Consider the following 16,091-nt stretch of genomic DNA (forward strand, 5'->3'; position numbering starts at 1 on the left):
CTATTGGGGTTTTGTCTATGTCTGGATCGGGGCAATGATCGGGGCCGGCACAGCCTTCTTTATCGGCCGCACCCTGGGAAGGGATTTTGCCGCTTCCCTGATCGGCGACAAACTCAAGAAGTATGATGAGGCCATCGAGCGCAACGGGTTTGCCACCGTGCTATATCTGCGTCTGGTCTACTTCCCGTTCACGGCCATGAATTTCGGCATGGGCTTAACCAAAGTACACTTTTGGGATTATTGGTTAGGTACGGGCTTGGGCATCCTGGTCGGGACCTTTGTTTTCACTTTTTTTATCGGAACCTTGAAAGAAGTCTGGTCCTCCGGAAATTGGGCTGAACTTTTTTCTTTTAAGGTATTTTTCTCTGTCGGGCTTTTTATTTTTTCATTGTTCATACCCAGGTTAATCAAAAAAATGCGGAATGAATCTCGTTAAATGGAATCCATTGAAAGGAAAGAGTATGATTAAATTTGCGTCATATTCCGAGGAAAGAGACGAGTTCAAAAATGACGACATGGTTTGCTTTTGTTTTGAATATACAAAGAAAGATATCGAAAAAGACTATATCGACAACGGCGGACAATCTGCCATCCTACAAAAAATCGCCGAAGAAAAGAAGGCTGGAAAATGTGACTGCGCTCATAAAAATCCTAAAAGTCGGTGATGCTTGTCTGACGTCCGCCGGGTAGTGGACAGACTTGCAAACAAAATTTCCATATAACAACCGCATCAAATCGGTCTGGCAATTCCGCAGTGCTCCATTGCCAACCGTTTATTCATAGCGACCAAGGAGGAGCCAATGGAACCATCAATAGCCTGCCGTCTTCTTCTTCCGGGGCAGACCGCCATTGTAACCGGCGGGGGTTCGGGGATTGGGGCTAGTATTGCCCAGGGCCTGGGGGCCGCCGGGGCGAAAGTAGTGGTGAACTATTCCAGAACCAATGCCGGGGCCGAGGAAGTAGTTCAAAATATCGTAGATCAGGGCGGCAAGGCCCTGGCCTTTAAAGCGGACGTGAGCCGGGAAGAAGAAGTTCAGGCCCTTTTTAAGACCGCCATCCAGGAGTTTGGAACCGTGGATATCCTGGTAAGCAACGCCGGGATTCAAAAGGATGCCCCCTTTCTGGAAATGCTTCTTGATGATTGGCTGCAGGTTTTGAATATTAATTTAACCGGGGCCTTTTTATGCGCCAGGGAAGCTGCTCGGGAGTTTCGTCGCCGGGGAGTGGTCCCGGAGCGTTCTCGATCCGCCGGCAAGATTATATTTATCAGTTCGGTCCATGAAGTCATACCCTGGTCCAGGCACGTAAACTATGCCGCCTCCAAGGGAGGCATTATGCTCTTTATGAAAAGCCTGGCCCAGGAGCTGGCTCCTTACAAAATCCGGGTTAACAGCATTGCCCCGGGGGCCATCAGGACCCGGATCAACCGGGGGGCCTGGGAAACCCCGGAAGCCGAGGCGAACCTGCTGAAGCTTATCCCCTACGGGCGGGTGGGTGATCCGGTCGACATCGCCAACGCCGCTGTCTGGCTGGCTTCCGACGAGTCGGATTATGTCCACGGAACCACTCTTTTTGTGGACGGCGGCATGACCCTGTACCCGGCCTTTGCCGAAGGGGGCTAAGGCCGGACTATGTTTGATCCAAAAGGAACTTCCATGAAAAAGATTTTGGCCGCCGACATCGGGGGAACCAACAGCCGCTTTGCCTGTTTTCAATGGGCGGATGACCAATCCCTTTCCCTGGTGGAATCAAAATGGTTTAAGACCCGGGAGGTTTCATCTTTTAGCCGGTTATTGGACCAGCTTCAATCATCCACGTTTCCTCTGCCGGTAGAGGAGGCGGATATAGCGGTATTTGCCATAGCCGGTCCGGTTGAGCAGGGACAGTTTAGCCATCCTCCCTATATACCCTGGGAGGTTGATCTTTCCGGAGCAGATCAGAAGTTTGGGTTGAAACAGTGGGAGCTCATCAACGATTTCGTCGCCCAGGCCTATGCCTGCCGTTCCCCCATTATTGAAGCAGCGCTTCAGATTATACCAGGGGAAGTGGATCCCACAATGCCGTTGGCCGTAATCGGTGCCGGCACGGCCCTGGGACAGGCCGCTTTGGTTCCCGATTGCCAAGACGGGTACGAAGCCGTCCCCTCCGAGGGAGGACATGCTCCGTTCCCCTTCGTTTCGGGAGAAGAATTCGAGTACATGAATTTTCTGCTTCGTGAAGGGAGAGACCCCTATGTGCTGTCGAATACCGTGGTTTCCGGAAAAGGGTTGAGTTTGATCCATCAGTATCTGACCGGGGAAAAGCTGGAACCGGCTGAAGTAGCACCAAGGCTAATAGGGGACTCCGAAACCCTGACCTGGATGGCCCGATTTTACGGAAGGGCCTGCCGGGTATATGCGCTTCAGGTTGTAGCCAGAGGGGGGGTGTATATTGCCGGAGGGGTAGCCGCCAGGACCCCGCAACTGATCACCCACCCATCTTTTAAGGCCGAGTTTACTCATTCAAAAACCATGGGGTCTTTGCTGAAAAAAATCCCGGTTTTTCTTGATGTGAATGAGGAAAGCGGCCTTTGGGGGGCGGCCCTTCGTGGGGTCCAGCGGTTAAAGGCCCAGGTTCGAAATGGCCCGAGATAAGGAGAAAGCGGCATAACAGCCTGGTTAATCAACTTAATAATTAACCCTGGAGGGATAGAATGACAGTTAAAACGCTCATATGTCTAGACCGGGACGGCACTCTTATTTACGACAGCCGGGAACATCTTTTCCTTGGCCGGAACGAAAACTGGAAGTCGAAGGTAAAAATCCTGCCTCGGGTGACGGAAGGCCTGAAAATCCTGGCTGCTATCCCCGATTCGGCCATCTACATGATTACCAACCAGGCCGGGGTGGCGATTACCGACTACCCCCGTCTTACTCTGGAAATGGCCCATGAAGTCTGTTCATATGTTCTGGAAAAATTAAGAAACCGGGGGGGATCCATCAAGGGATACTTTTTGTGTCCTCACGCAACCCAGGAATACATGCGGAGCAAACCGGATGTACGTTTCGACCCGGCCTTTGTTCGCGAGTGCACTTGTTTAAAACCTGCCTTGGGCATGGTTTTCGCGGCCCTTAAAGCGGAGGACATCACTCCGGGGAATGTCCGGGTTTATGTGATTGGAGATAGGGCCAGCGACGTTCAAACCGCCTTGAATATCGGGGGAACAGGAATTCTCATTCCCTTTGAAAATGAACCAAACGAAGAGGAAAAGGTAATAAAACTGGGGAAGGACCATCCTATTTACATAGCCCGGAATCTGGTTGAGGCCGCTGAGTTCATCCGCGAGAGAGAAGATAACGTCTCGGATTATTGAATTTTAAGAATCAAACGGAGAAAAAAACGATGAGCGCCGAAAAAAAGCGTCTGGAAGCCCAACGACTGGGAAAAGAAAACTGGCGCCTCTGGGGGCCTTATTTGAGTGAGCGTGCCTGGGGGACTGTCAGGGAAGACTACAGTGCCAATGGTGAGGCCTGGGAATATTTTGATCATGACCAGGCGCGTTCAAGGGCCTATCGCTGGAATGAAGACGGGATTGGGGGCCTCTGTGATGAACAACAGCGTTTGTGTCTGGCCCTGGCTTTGTGGAATGGAAAGGATCCTATTCTAAAAGAACGGATGTTCGGGCTGACCGCCAATCAGGGCAATCACGGTGAAGACGTCAAAGAATATTTTTTTTACCTGGACGCCACGCCGAGTCACAGTTTTCTGAGGGTTCTTTACAAGTACCCCCAAGCTGAGTTTCCGTACGCTGCTCTGATTGAGGAAAACAAGCGGCGATCCCGCCAAGATCCGCCATTCGGCCTGCTCGATACCGGAGTGTTTGACGAAAATCGTTACTGGGACGTGGAAATGACCTACGCCAAGGAGAGCCCCGAGCAACTCTATCTCCGGATTACGGCAACCAACCGCGGGCCGGAGCAGGCCACTATCCACCTGTTGCCCACCCTATGGTTCCGAAATACCTGGTCCTGGGAAGATCCTGAAAAACCAAGGCCCCAGATGATAGTTTCCGATCCCCAGAGGGCCGCCTGGGCGGTGAAGGCCAGCCATTCTTCCCTGGGAGAGTATTTTATTTACGGCCGCCAGAAGGCCGTAGGGCTCTTTACGGATAACGAAACCAATACCCTGCGTCTTTTTGGTGTTCCCAACCGCTCGCCGTATGTCAAGGACGCCTTTCACCGGTTGGTTGCCCAGAGAGAAGGGGAAGCGGTAAACCCGGCCCAAAATGGCACCAAATTCGCCGCCTGGCAGGTGATTGACTGCGGGGCAGGGGAAAGCGTGACTGTAGATCTGGCCCTTTCCTCTCAGGCCCTAAAATCCCCCTTTGACCATATGGATTCCCTACTAAACCAACGCCAGAAGGATTCCGACCAGTTCTACGAGGGGCTGCTGCCCGGAGCCCTTGCAGAGGATGCCCTGATTTTTCGTCAGGCCGTAGCCGGCATGATCTGGAGTAAACAGTTTTACAATTTCCAGGTGACTCGATGGCTGGATGGAGACTTGTTTCCCCCCGCTGAAGAAAGGAAGCAGGGACGGAACCGGAACTGGCGTCATTTAAAGGCCGCCGATATCATATCCATGCCGGATGGTTGGGAATATCCCTGGTTTGCTGCCTGGGACCTGGCTTATCACTGTATGGTCTTTGCCCAGGTGGACATCGATTTTGCAAAGGATCAAATAGAACTGCTTTTGGATTGGCGCTATCTTCATCCCAACGGCCAGATTCCGGCTTACGAATGGCAATTTGAAGACGTCAACCCGCCCATTCAGGCCGTAGCCGCCCTGAAAGTGTTTCGGGCGGAACGTAAACAACGGGGCCAGGGAGACCTCCATTACCTTCGCCGAGTCTTCAATAAGCTGATTATGAATTACACCTGGTGGTTGAATCGAAAGGACAGCGACGGACTCAATGTCTTCGAAGGGGGATTTATGGGGCTGGATAATATCTCGGTCTATGATCGCTCCCGGCCGCTCCCGGCCGGTTACAGTCTGAAACAAGCCGATGCCACCGGATGGATGGCCATGTTCGCCTTGAATATGACGGCCATGGCCCTTGAACTGGCCCAGGAACAGCCAGAATATGAGGACATGGCTATTCAGTGTTATCAACAATTTCTGGCCATCGCCAATTCCATAGCAGGCTATGTGTCTAAAAAACTGTCTCTCTGGGACCCCGAAGCCGGGTTTTTCAAGGACCTGCTCATTTCACCGGATGGTTCCTGCCACCGGATCGACGTTTACTCCTATGTGGGCCTTATTCCTTTGTTCGCCTGTGAAGTGGTGGATCCGGAAATAATCGAAAACGTCCCACGGTTTAAAGCCCTGTTGGAGGAGCACCGGGGCGGTATGTTCGACGGACACGTTATCTGCGCCTGCCCGTTTGCCACCAATGATCATGGCGAGCGGTTACTTTCCCTGGTAGACCACACCATGCTGCCTCACATCGTCAGTCGCCTTCTGAATGAGGGGGAGTTTTTGTCCGGTCACGGGTTCCGGAGCGTAAGCCGGGTCCATGCCGAAAAGCGTGAATTAGGGACACTCCCCGGTCTCGGCCAGGCCCTGATCGAATATGAGCCGGGTGAGTCCAGAACCTATCTCTTCGGGGGTAATTCCAACTGGCGGGGGCCGGTCTGGATGCCTATCAACTATTCAATTCTACAGGCATTGACTAAATTCTACCGCTATCTGGGACCGAACTTCAAGGTCTATGCGCCGGCCGTTGCTGATAGCAAACTGAACTTAAGAGAGGTGGTAAACGCTATCGGGGAGCGTCTGATCAGGATATTTCGCCGAAATAAGAACGGTCGAATGCCGGCCTTCCCGGAGGACAGTCTTTTCCAGCATGACCCTTACTGGAGAAACCTGCGTCTTTTCGCGGAATACTACCATGGGGATACCGGGCTGGGATTAGGCGCTTCTCACCAGACAGGCTGGAGCGGCTTGGTGGCCAACCTGATTAAGCGGCACTATACGCTAAAAGCAGAGGAATCGGATGGGCATCAAGAGGACGATTTCCGAAGTCTATAGACTATAATCAACGTCATATCTCCCCGGAATCGTTCCATATCGATGGAGGAAAAGAAAGTAGGATTCAAGTGTGCCTTGAGACCAATTATCAGGAAAAATAGTAATGAAGGAAAAATTTTGGAGACCAGTGTATCTAGAAAAATTTCTTGCAGTTGGACCGATAAGGTCCTTCAATCCTCAAGCGAAAGGAGGTGAAAAAAATGAGATTATTTCGGTTGGTATTGGTGTCCCTATTTGTCGTCAGTCTGGGTTTAACTTTTGCCTTTGCGGCCGGGGACGTGGAAAAGGGGAAAAAGCTTTTCAACGATCCGAAATTCGCGGAAGGGACCGCGGACAAATCGTGTAATTCCTGTCATCCCGACGGAAAGGGTCTGGAGAAATCCGGGGCCAAGAAAAAATTTGGCGGCATGTTTGCGAAAGCCAAGAACCTGCAAGAAGTAGTAAACATGTGTATCATGAATGCCCTGAAGGGCAAAGCTATCGACCCGAAATCGGAAGGAATGTCCGACATCGTGGCCTACATCAAATCCCTGAAAGCCATGGCCCCCGTACCGAAGAAATAAGGAAGGCCATCAATTTAACACCAATCTTCAACCGGAGGGAGACGACCAGCCTCCCTCCACCAAGAAAGAAAAGTCTGAAAGGGATTTGTTTGCTGACTTTTGAATCCCTAAAAAGCAGAAAAAATCGAAAAAAGGGATAACAAGGAAAATTTTAACCAAGTGAAAGGAGGCAGGTTATGAAGTATTCGGGAGTGGTCTTTAAGATTTTTGTTTGTATGTTTACGGTATTTTTATTCAAGAGAGTTTCCCTGGCCGAGTATAATAATTATAGAGATTATCGGGGTTGGGGAATGGGGCCGGGAATGATGGGCTGGGGGAACATGGGCTGGTTCGGTGCGATTTTTATGGTGATTTTTTGGGTCCTGTTGATTGTATTGATTGTTTTGTTGATACGCTGGCTTATGTCGTCAGGTCATGGCGGTAATCAGGACCATGGTCAAGGGGAATCGGCCCTGGAAATCCTCAAGAAAAGGTATGCCCGGGGAGAGATCGATAAGGAAGAATTCGAAGTAAAAAAGAGAGATCTGAATTGAATCGGTGACCCGGACAAGAAATGATCAGTCTATGAAAGCAAAATTTACCAAACTTTTTGTGGAATTTCTAGAAAGTTCACAGGTTTCCGGAATTATCCTGATTCTCTGCACGGTTACTTCAATCCTGATTGCCAATTCCAATTTCGGAAAAGAATATTCGGATTTTTGGAATACCAAAGTTGGTTTTGAACTCGGCGGTATTGCATTGAAATATAGCGTCGGACACTGGATCAATGACGGCTTGATGGCCATTTTCTTTCTGCTGATCGGACTTGAAATTGAAAGGGAACTTTATATCGGGGAACTGTCGGACTTAAAAAACGCCACCCTGCCTATTTTTGCCGCTATCGGTGGCATGGCTACGCCCGCTCTCCTGCACTTCTTGTTCAATCGGGGAACCGTAACGCAAGGGGGCATCGGAATTCCAATGGCAACGGACATTGCTTTTGCATTAGGCGTGCTGACTCTGTTAGGCGGCAAGGTTCCGGCAACGCTAAAGGTTTTTCTTACGGCCTTAGCCATCACGGATGACTTGGGTGCAATCGTCATTATTGCTCTGTTTTATGTAGGTGACTTCTCGCTACTGTATCTTGTTTTGGCTTTAGGGGTGTTTTCGGGACTGCTGATTTTAAATCGTCTCGGTGTGCATCGATTGCTTCTTTACCTTATTCCAGGCATTATCCTGTGGTATTTTATGCTTAAATCCGGTATCCACGCCACTCTTACAGGCATCCTGCTCGCCTTTGCCATTCCCTTTGGAATGGGTGATGAAAATTCGCCATCCTACAAAGTGCAGCATTTCCTGCACAAACCGGTGGCCTTTGTCATCATGCCGCTTTTTGCGCTGGCCAATACCGGTATTGCGCTGGCCGGAAACTGGATCGAGGGCCTGGTAACATCAAACAGTTTAGGTGTTTTCGCCGGGTTGTTCGTTGGCAAGCCGCTGGGCATTGCTCTGTTCAGCCTTTTAGCCGTTCGATTGGGCTGGTCCCGGCTGCCCAGCGATGTGTCCTGGAACCATATCGTTGGCGCCGGTTTTCTTGGAGGTGTCGGGTTTACCATGTCAATCTTCATCACGCTCCTGGCCTTTAATGACCCCGATATTATCCAGAGTTCCAAAATGGTCGTCTTGCTCAGTTCACTCTTGGCGGGAACAACGGGTTTTCTGATTTTGAGCAGGCAATTATGGCATTAAAAAATATTCGGGCTCAAATCAAGAGGGATTATGCTACTATCGTGATGATCCTTCTGTTTGTCGCTATCGCCGGTTTTATCATTCAGCTCGTGGCCCAGGTAACCCGTTTCAGCAAAGGGGTGACCGACTTTTATGCCCCGACTATCCACGATGTCAAGTCCTTTGCCGAGGCCATTAATCACTTGGAGATGGGTATCGAAAAAAATGGGGTCTCGGAAGAAATGTCCGTGGTTCAACTCCAGGAGACTACCAAACGGTTAAAGGCTTTGTCCGGAAGTTGGGAACCAGGGTATAGAAAACATATAGAAGGCCTGTTGGCCGCCGGAGAACGTTTGGCCTCTGAACTTCAAAAAAGAAAAATATCAGGGCGGGGCTTATTAAGTGAAGCGAGGCACCTGAATGAAGAGGCCCAGATGCATGTCAGGATGCACGATGCCGAGTTGGAAGAGGCCAGAACCGGTATCCAGAGTTCGGCCTTGAAGATTCGAATTGTAGTATTGGTGCTCTTAGTCATCGGGATTATCATTTCCTTTCGTGAGGTCCAGGTCCAACGGTTGCGGGAACAGGAAAAAGAAAAAATGTCGGCCATTACGGCCTTGGCTACGGCCCTGGAAGCCCGGGACCCTTATACCAAAGGACATTCCCTCCGGGTGGCGGAATATACCCGAATCATAGGGGGTGAGATGGGGTTAAGCAAGAAGGAACTGGAACATCTCAACCTGGCTTCTTTGATGCATGATGTGGGGAAGATCGCCGTTCCGGATAGTATCCTGCGAAAAGAGGATACATTGACTGACCAGGAATGGGAGCAGATTAAGGAGCATGCCCGGGCCTCGGCCCAGATTTTGAACGGATTTGAATCCTTGAAAGAGATGGCCCAATGGACTTTGGACCATCACGAACGATTTGACGGGAAAGGCTATCCCAATGGGAAGTCCGGCATGGATATTCCCCTACCGGCCCAGATCATGGCCATAGCCGATTCCTTTGACGCCATGACCACCTCCAGACCCTATCGTCCGGGAATGGCATTAGAAGCCGCCCTTTCGGAAATAGAAAAGAACAAAGGAAAACAATGGCGCTTGGATGTGGTCGAGGCTTTTATGCGATGCCATCAAAAAGACCGGATTAAAATTTTGAAATTGGGGTAACGTTGGTTATTCAGCCCTGGATGAAATCGCATCGTTGGTTTGGGGGATAGGGCCGTTGAACAGGCTGATGGTACCCTTCAAGATATCATTTAAGCCCCGCCTCTGAAAATCTTTATATTTTTTTCATAAATTCAGCGAGGGGGCCTCCACTTTTAAAATCCGACTACCTGACCTATCAAAGAATGTATCCTTTTCAGGTTGAAAATCCAGGCTTTCCAGTATTTATTTTTGAGTAGTTGTGTTTAATAATTGCTCAAGTTCCCGAGAAATATCTATCCGACTGATGCCCCGATAAATGAAAAAATTATAGGGGTGCGGTAATCCTTGGACTTTGATTTGTTACCAGCGAGTTCAATCATCAACTGCGCTATTTTCATGCTTCGTGGCGCCACGCCACTATCGTGGCATGACAGTTTAATAAGAAATATCCGGAAGAGTACTATCGGCGCCTCACCGGGGCCGCCTATTCTCAGTGGTGATGGCCTTCTCTTTTCTGCAACCCTGCCGCCTTGACCATGGCGGCATATTCTTTGGGCGTCATATCACGGAGGGGTTGCACAAAGAAAACGAGTCCGAGGATCTCCTCTTCGCTGTGGGTGGCGCCAAAAGCGGCCATACCCGTCATCTTGATCCCGTTCTTCACGATCCAGTAAACTTCCGCCTTGCTCCGTGTTTTTCGATCTTTAGAAGTGAAGTCGGGAGGAGCGGGATAGAGGCCCTGGGCAACCACCGTACGGGAATAGCCGGGCGCGTTGTGACACAGCCGGCACATTTCATGATAATTTTTGAAACCCCCATCGAGGAGTCTCGGGTCCTTCAGCGGAGGGATGGTAATTCCTTTGCTGTGGGCCGAGATTGATCGTTCCCGAACCAGAGAGAAAACCTCATGGGTGATCTTCCAATGGGGAACATTGGCCGCAATATTGTAGGTGCCGGACCACACAAAAACCGCTGCCCCGATGACTACCAGGCAAAGGAGTGCAAGCAAAATTACCAATACTTTCATGGTTTCACCTCCTTTTTGGACGCAGACGAACGCAGATTGACAGGATATTAAATATAAAAGAATAGCTATCTGCGGGTATCAGCGAAAATCTGCGTCCTAATTAATTTACCTAATTAATCCATCTCGGACATATCTTTCAGTTCATACGCCTGCGTGCCCGGAGGGTGCCGGTACCAGCCGGGGTCTTTGTAGTCGTCTCTTCTCAGGCCTTCGCGCACCTTAACCACGGTAAACATGCCGCCCATTTCGATTGGCCCGAAGGGTCCTCTGCCGGTCATCATCGGCAGCGTGTTGTCCGGCAAAGGCATCTCCATTCCGGCCATATCGGCCATGCCGCGCTCACCCATGACCATGTAGTCCGGCACCAGTTTGCCGATCTTTTCAGCGATCCCCTTCTGGGCGACGCCGATCATGGTCGGCACCTGGTGGCTCATGGCGTTCATGGTGTGGTGCGATTTATGGCAGTGAAAGGCCCAGTCACCGGGTGCATCGGCAACAAACTCGACGGCCCGTAGCGCCCCGACCGGCACGTCGATAGTGGTTTCCGGCCATTGCGCGCTTTTCTGCACCCAGCCGCCGTCGGTGCAGGTCACCGCAAAGTTGTAGCCATGGATGTGGATCGGGTGGCTGGTCATGGTGAGGTTTCCCATGCGGATGCGCACCCGGTCGTCCTTCCTCACGACGAGATGATCGATGCCCGGAAATACCCGGCTGTTGAAGGTCCACAGGTTGAAATCCAACATCTGGGCAACCCTCGGCGTGTAGCTGCCGGGGTCGATGTCGTAGGCGGCCAGAAGGAAGACGAAGTCCCGGTCGACGCGGTACCGGGTAGGGTCCTTCGGGTGCACCACGATGAAGCCCATCATGCCCATGGCCATCTGCACCATCTCGTCGGCATGGGGGTGATACATGAAGGTGCCGGAGTGTTTCATCTCGAATTCATAGACGAAGGTCTTGCCCGCCGGTATCTGAGTCTGGGTCAGCCCTCCCACGCCGTCCATGCCGTTGGGCAGCCGAACGCCGTGCCAGTGGATCGTGGTATGTTCCGGCAGCCTGTTGGTGACAAAGATGCGCACCTTATCGCCTTCCACACATTCGATGGTCGGCCCGGGGCTTTGGCCGTTGTAACCCCAAAGGTGTGCCTTCATCCCCGGCGCCATTTCGCGAACAACCGGCTCGGCAACAAGATGGAACTCTTTCCATGCGTTCCGCGTGCGCCACGGCAGGGTCCAGCCATTGAGCGTCACGACGGGGTGGTAGGGCCGGCCGTTGGGCGGAAAGAGCGGCGGTGCCATGGCCGCTGACGTCTGCGTCGGCGCCTCGGGCAGCGTTGCGGCCTGCACCTTGCTCACCAGGGCGGCGCCGAGCATTGCGAGGCTTGAGTTTCGCAGAAAATCGCGACGGTTGATCACCTCTGTCCTCCTTTTTCGGAACGGCGTCGAGGGTCGAGCTGAGCTGCCCCACCCGGTCCCGGTTCCCGCATGAGATGGCCGGCCTGTCCGGTGGACGGAGCGCCGGCCAGGGCCATCTTCAGGTCAGCGTCGGCCACCCAGAACGATCTCAATGCCTCGATAGTGGCATTCACACTGGCAACCTGTTCCCGGGCGTCGGCCAGGAGTTCAAAGGCGCTGATCAGCATGCCGTTGTAGCGCAGCAGGTTCTCTTCAGAAATTTTCTTGCGGAGCGGCACGATCTCGTCTTGGTAGTGTTTCGCCAGATCGTAAGCGGTAAGGTAAGCGGAATAGGCGACGCGTACTTCGGATCGCGCGCCGATCGCGGTCTCGGCGAGACGGTTAACGGCCTGCATGTACATCGATTCCGCCATGGCGACACGTGCGCCTCCCCAATCGAAAAGCGGGACCTCGAGGATGATGGCGTATCCCCTTTTTTCCGGACCAGGCGTCTCGGTCGTTCGAAAGTCGCCAAGCTCGAAAACATTGATAAAGCGGGTCGCCCTGGTCAGCCCCAGAGACTCGGCCAGCGCTTCGGTTTCATGCCTGGCGGACCGGATATCGAGGCGCCGGGAAATGGCAAGCACCTCCAGGTCCTTCAGCTCCGGTTTTTCGGCGGGAATTTCCGGCAGATGTTCCGGGAGCTTGAATGCTATGTCGCCTCCCCACAGCCCCAACAGCCGGGTGAGCCTCTCACGCTGGGAGACGGCCGCCTGCCTCGCTCGGGCGAGCCTGGCGGTCGCCTCGGCGTAAAACACCTGCTCGCGCGCCTGATCAAGCCTGCTCCAGTTGCCTGCGGCTGCCATGCGGCGGGCCAGCTCCGCACCGGCCTCCGCAGCGGTTTTGACCTGTTCCAGGTAAGCAGCGGTCTGCTCAGCCGCCAATGTTTCGTAATAGGCGCGCTGAGTCTCGGCCCCGATGCCCAGCACCTCATTCGCGACGTACAGCTTGGCCTGTTCGAATCGCCGGCCTTCGATCTTGAGCACAGTCGGCATAGTCAGGAGTTGGAGGAAATCGAAGGTGACTAGGCTTTCGATCTTGCGCTCGCCGCCGCCCGTTGCCCGGCTGTAAGAGAAACCCGGATTGCGAAGCCTTCCGGCCTGCACCAGGTTTGCCTCGGAAATGCCGAGATCGGAGTAGACCGCCTGCAACCCCCTGTTGTTGAGGAGCGCAACCTGCACGGCGTCGTCTACGGAGAGCGGGCCGGCCAGCAGTTCTTTCACCCTTTCCTGAACGCGGCCCGCGTCCGCAGCGGACCGTATCCAGGTGACCTCTTTATTCAGCCGTTCCTTGGCAATCGACTCGACGGCATCAAAACCGCCGTCAGGCGAGAAGGTTGCGCAGCCGCCAAGCAGCAAGGCGCCGAGGACGGTTGCGAGCGCGGTGGCCGCGGAGGGCCGAAGAAAGAGGGGGAGAATCACTTCTTGTCTCCTTTACCCGTATCGTGCCACTCATGGCCGGCGGATTTCCGGAAGCCCGAGATAACATAATCGGAGGCCGATTTTTCCAGGGTGAAGTCCACCCTGTCGCCCTCTTTGTACGGGTCGACGCTGGCCGGGTCCTTCAGCCGGAAGAGCATGGTCATTGCGGGCCAGCCGAGCGACGCGATCGGTTCATGGGCTATCACGACTTTGGCATCGGCTCGGTCGATCCTTCGGATGACACCGGTGGCGGCAATCGCGCCGTCAGGCTGCGCCGTAGGCCCGGCAGGAGAGGATGCGGCCTCTGTCCCGGCTGTCGCCGCTCCCCCGTGGCTTTCATGGCCGGCGTGTCCCGCTGCACCGGGGATTCCTGCTACGTCCTCGTTGATCTGCTTCCATGAAAGGGGTTCTTGCTCCTGGTAGGGCCTATAATCGGAGAAAGCCGACCAGTACTTGATCTCCGGCGCCGGCGCACCGGGATCAGCGGGATCAGGCCCTTCGAGGGCCGCCAGGCTGCCCGCTCCGAGGACAATCCCTAAAAGGACGTATTGACAAGAGGCGAAGAGTTTCTTCATGACCGCACTCCCGGTAAAATAATGCAGGACACCAATATTTTAAAATAATCGCATAAATTACGATAGCCGAAAATAAAGCAAATTCTGTATTTTATTAAAAAAATTACTGTATTTTTCTTGGGATGTTATTTTTTAAATTCATAATTCATTCATCTTTTCTTCACAGTTAAATGGTAAAATTCTTCCTGATAATAAAAGAAAGACCGGAGCGGAGGTGGAGGCGGAAAAAAAGTAAGATTAACCTCTTTGAGGAGGGTTTATTCTCTTGACAGGGGGATAGACAGGTTTTAACATAATTAAGAAATATGACTTATAGTTGTTGACCCCAATTAATTATTTACACAAAAAATGGAGGTTTCCATGAAAAGAGTTGTCCTTTTGTTGATAATTTTGGCTTTCGCCGTCGGGACGGTCTGGGGCAAAAATTATGAAGTGATCAAAAAGGTGGATGAATATACCATAAAAGTCGAAATTGATAGAAATCCCCCGATAGTCGGTAATAACAATGTGACCATTACGATCTCTGATGCTTCCGGAAAACCGGTGACCGATGCCAAGGTGAAAGTGGGATATTCCATGCCGGCCATGTCCGGGATGCCGGCTATGAACTACAAAACCGATATGATCTTGAAGGGGAACGAATACATGGCCAAGGTGGAATTTTCCATGGCCGGTAGCTGGAATGTTGAGATTCAAATAACACAGGGCCAGAAGGTTAAAAAGGTTAAATTCAATGTAGATGTCAAATAGTTCTCGTCCGGGAAAAAAGCATTTTCGGATGAGAGCGATCAGGGATCTGCGGGCAGCTTTCAGAAAGAGCACAAAGTCACCAAAACCCATTTTCGTCATGTGACGTCCTTGGGAAATTTTTACAGGACCATCTGCCATGCGCTTTTTCTTCAACAGAACCATCCTGTTTTTCCTTTTCTTCTTTTGCGGAGCCATTGCCGAGGCCTCGGAATTGAACCTCCAGGATCTGATCCAGGATGCCGTTAAGAACAATCCGGAAATCCAGGCGGCCCAGGCCGGGGTGGATGCGGCCCGCTTCAAAATACCCCAGGCCGGTGCCCTTCCTGACCCCATGGTGATGGCAGGATATCAGAACGAAGGCTATAACAGCTATACCTTCGGAGACGCCCCGGATGCCCAATGGATGTTTTCGGTAAGCCAGATGTTTCCCTTTTGGGGGAAAAGGGCCTTAAAGGGCGAAATGGCCACCCGGGACGCTGAAAGTTTAAAAGCCTCTTCAAAAAATATTCTCCTGAAAACCATTACCAGGGTCAAAGAACTCTATTTTGATCTTTTGCTGGCCTATAAGACCAGGGAACAAATCCAGGATAAGACCGATTTATTCGCCCGGATAGAGGATGCCGCCCTGGCCCGTTATACCTCGGGCATGGCCCCCCAACAGGAAGTGCTCATGGCCCAGACCGAAAAATACATGCTCCTCGAAAAAGACGAGATGATCAGTCAGAAAATCCAGGCGGCCGAGGGCATGCTGAATTCCACCCTGGGCAGAGAGGTCCAGTCTCCCTTGGGACGTCCCCAGGTCCCGGCCTATAGCCCTTATCCCTACCGGCTTGACGAGCTTCTCAAAATGGCCAGGGATCATTCTCCGGAAATCCAGTCCAGGGAAAAGATGATCAAAGGGGCCGAGGCCAAGGTCCGGATGGCTGAAAAAGAATATTACCCGGATTTCACTCTGGGGGCCAATCTCTTTAAAAGAAGCGGGTCCTTTGAAGATATGTGGAGTCTGACGGCCCAGATCAACATCCCTCTTTTTTATGAACAAAAGCAAAAACAGGGGGTCCTCGAAGCTAAGTCCGCCCTCTCTCAAGGCAAGCAGGAGCTCCTGGCTACCCAGAATATGCTGGCTTCCAATCTGAGGGATAATTACTCCATGATTAAATCGGCCGAGCGGTTAATGGAACTTTATAAGGAAGGTCTGATCCCTAAGACCATCCAGGATTTTCAATTAGCCCTGTCGGGATATACGGTCGGCCAGGTGGAGGCCATTACCGTTATCTCCAGACTGAAGGCCTTGCTGGATTTTGAGCTGTTATACTGGGGGCAATTTGCGGAAAGGGAAAAGGCCGTGGCCCGGATCGAAGCGATTGCCGGGATCATGGC

At 52.2% G+C, this 16,091-nt stretch carries 16 protein-coding genes; 12 read left to right on the forward strand and 4 right to left on the reverse strand.

The genetic code is table 11. The annotated features are described in order from the left end of the window. The 10 genes from HY879_07075 to HY879_07120 form a co-directional block, all read left to right on the forward strand. A partial coding sequence (locus HY879_07075; protein MBI5603101.1) for a TVP38/TMEM64 family protein occupies positions 1-436 on the forward strand: 436 nt, incomplete at its 5' end. Between the two features lie 25 nt (positions 437-461). Next, positions 462-665 carry a hypothetical protein gene (locus HY879_07080; GenBank protein ID MBI5603102.1) on the forward strand — a complete coding sequence of 68 codons (204 nt, stop codon included), beginning with the start codon at positions 462-464 and terminating at the stop codon, positions 663-665. Positions 666-800: 135 nt separating this feature from the next. Then, positions 801-1,622: a glucose 1-dehydrogenase gene (locus HY879_07085; GenBank protein ID MBI5603103.1), complete on the forward strand. Its 822-nt coding sequence runs from the start codon at positions 801-803 to the stop codon at positions 1,620-1,622. 33 nt (positions 1,623-1,655) lie between these two features. Further along, complete coding sequence (locus tag HY879_07090; protein MBI5603104.1) at positions 1,656-2,633, forward strand: glucokinase; 978 nt, start codon at positions 1,656-1,658, stop codon at positions 2,631-2,633. Between the two features lie 59 nt (positions 2,634-2,692). Next, complete coding sequence (locus HY879_07095; GenBank protein MBI5603105.1) at positions 2,693-3,352, forward strand: HAD hydrolase-like protein; 660 nt, start codon at positions 2,693-2,695, stop codon at positions 3,350-3,352. 29 nt (positions 3,353-3,381) lie between these two features. Beyond that, on the forward strand, positions 3,382-6,066 hold the full coding sequence (locus HY879_07100) for a glucosidase (protein ID MBI5603106.1): 2,685 nt from the start codon (positions 3,382-3,384) through the stop codon (positions 6,064-6,066). 200 nt (positions 6,067-6,266) lie between these two features. Continuing rightward, positions 6,267-6,629 (forward strand): hypothetical protein, encoded by a 363-nt coding sequence (locus HY879_07105; protein ID MBI5603107.1) that lies wholly within the window; start codon positions 6,267-6,269, stop codon positions 6,627-6,629. 302 nt (positions 6,630-6,931) lie between these two features. Beyond that, positions 6,932-7,162, forward strand: a complete 231-nt coding sequence (locus HY879_07110) for an SHOCT domain-containing protein (GenBank protein ID MBI5603108.1) — start codon at positions 6,932-6,934, stop codon at positions 7,160-7,162. Positions 7,163-7,193: 31 nt separating this feature from the next. Then, the gene (gene nhaA, locus HY879_07115) at positions 7,194-8,357 is read left to right on the forward strand and encodes a Na+/H+ antiporter NhaA (GenBank protein MBI5603109.1); all 1,164 of its coding nucleotides are present in this window, start codon (positions 7,194-7,196) and stop codon (positions 8,355-8,357) included. Next, entirely contained in the window at positions 8,348-9,508 is a 1,161-nt protein-coding gene (locus tag HY879_07120) for an HD-GYP domain-containing protein (GenBank protein MBI5603110.1), read from the forward strand. The genes nhaA and HY879_07120 overlap by 10 nt, the downstream gene beginning before the upstream one ends. A gap of 469 nt (positions 9,509-9,977) precedes the next feature. On the opposite strand, the gene HY879_07125 is transcribed toward HY879_07120, so the two are convergent. The 4 genes from HY879_07125 to HY879_07140 all read right to left on the reverse strand — a co-directional run bounded on the left by HY879_07125 (position 9,978) and on the right by HY879_07140 (position 13,961). Continuing rightward, positions 9,978-10,514 (reverse strand): cytochrome c, encoded by a 537-nt coding sequence (locus HY879_07125; GenBank protein ID MBI5603111.1) that lies wholly within the window; start codon positions 10,512-10,514, stop codon positions 9,978-9,980. Between the two features lie 113 nt (positions 10,515-10,627). After that, positions 10,628-11,926 carry a multicopper oxidase domain-containing protein gene (locus HY879_07130; protein MBI5603112.1) on the reverse strand — a complete coding sequence of 433 codons (1,299 nt, stop codon included), beginning with the start codon at positions 11,924-11,926 and terminating at the stop codon, positions 10,628-10,630. After that, a complete protein-coding gene (locus HY879_07135; protein MBI5603113.1) occupies positions 11,923-13,383 on the reverse strand; it encodes a TolC family protein in 1,461 nt (486 codons plus the stop codon). The genes HY879_07130 and HY879_07135 overlap by 4 nt, the downstream gene beginning before the upstream one ends. Then, a complete protein-coding gene (locus HY879_07140) occupies positions 13,383-13,961 on the reverse strand; it encodes a copper-binding protein (protein ID MBI5603114.1) in 579 nt (192 codons plus the stop codon). Before HY879_07140 ends, HY879_07135 begins: the two co-directional genes overlap by 1 nt. Positions 13,962-14,321: 360 nt before the next feature. On the opposite strand from HY879_07140, the gene HY879_07145 reads away from it, so the two are divergent. Beyond that, positions 14,322-14,711: a FixH family protein gene (locus HY879_07145; protein ID MBI5603115.1), complete on the forward strand. Its 390-nt coding sequence runs from the start codon at positions 14,322-14,324 to the stop codon at positions 14,709-14,711. Between the two features lie 136 nt (positions 14,712-14,847). Continuing rightward, a partial coding sequence (locus HY879_07150; GenBank protein MBI5603116.1) for a TolC family protein occupies positions 14,848-16,091 on the forward strand: 1,244 nt, incomplete at its 3' end.

Source organism: Deltaproteobacteria bacterium, assembly GCA_016219225.1.
In the GTDB taxonomy this organism is placed as follows: Bacteria; Desulfobacterota; RBG-13-43-22; order RBG-13-43-22; family RBG-13-43-22; genus RBG-13-43-22.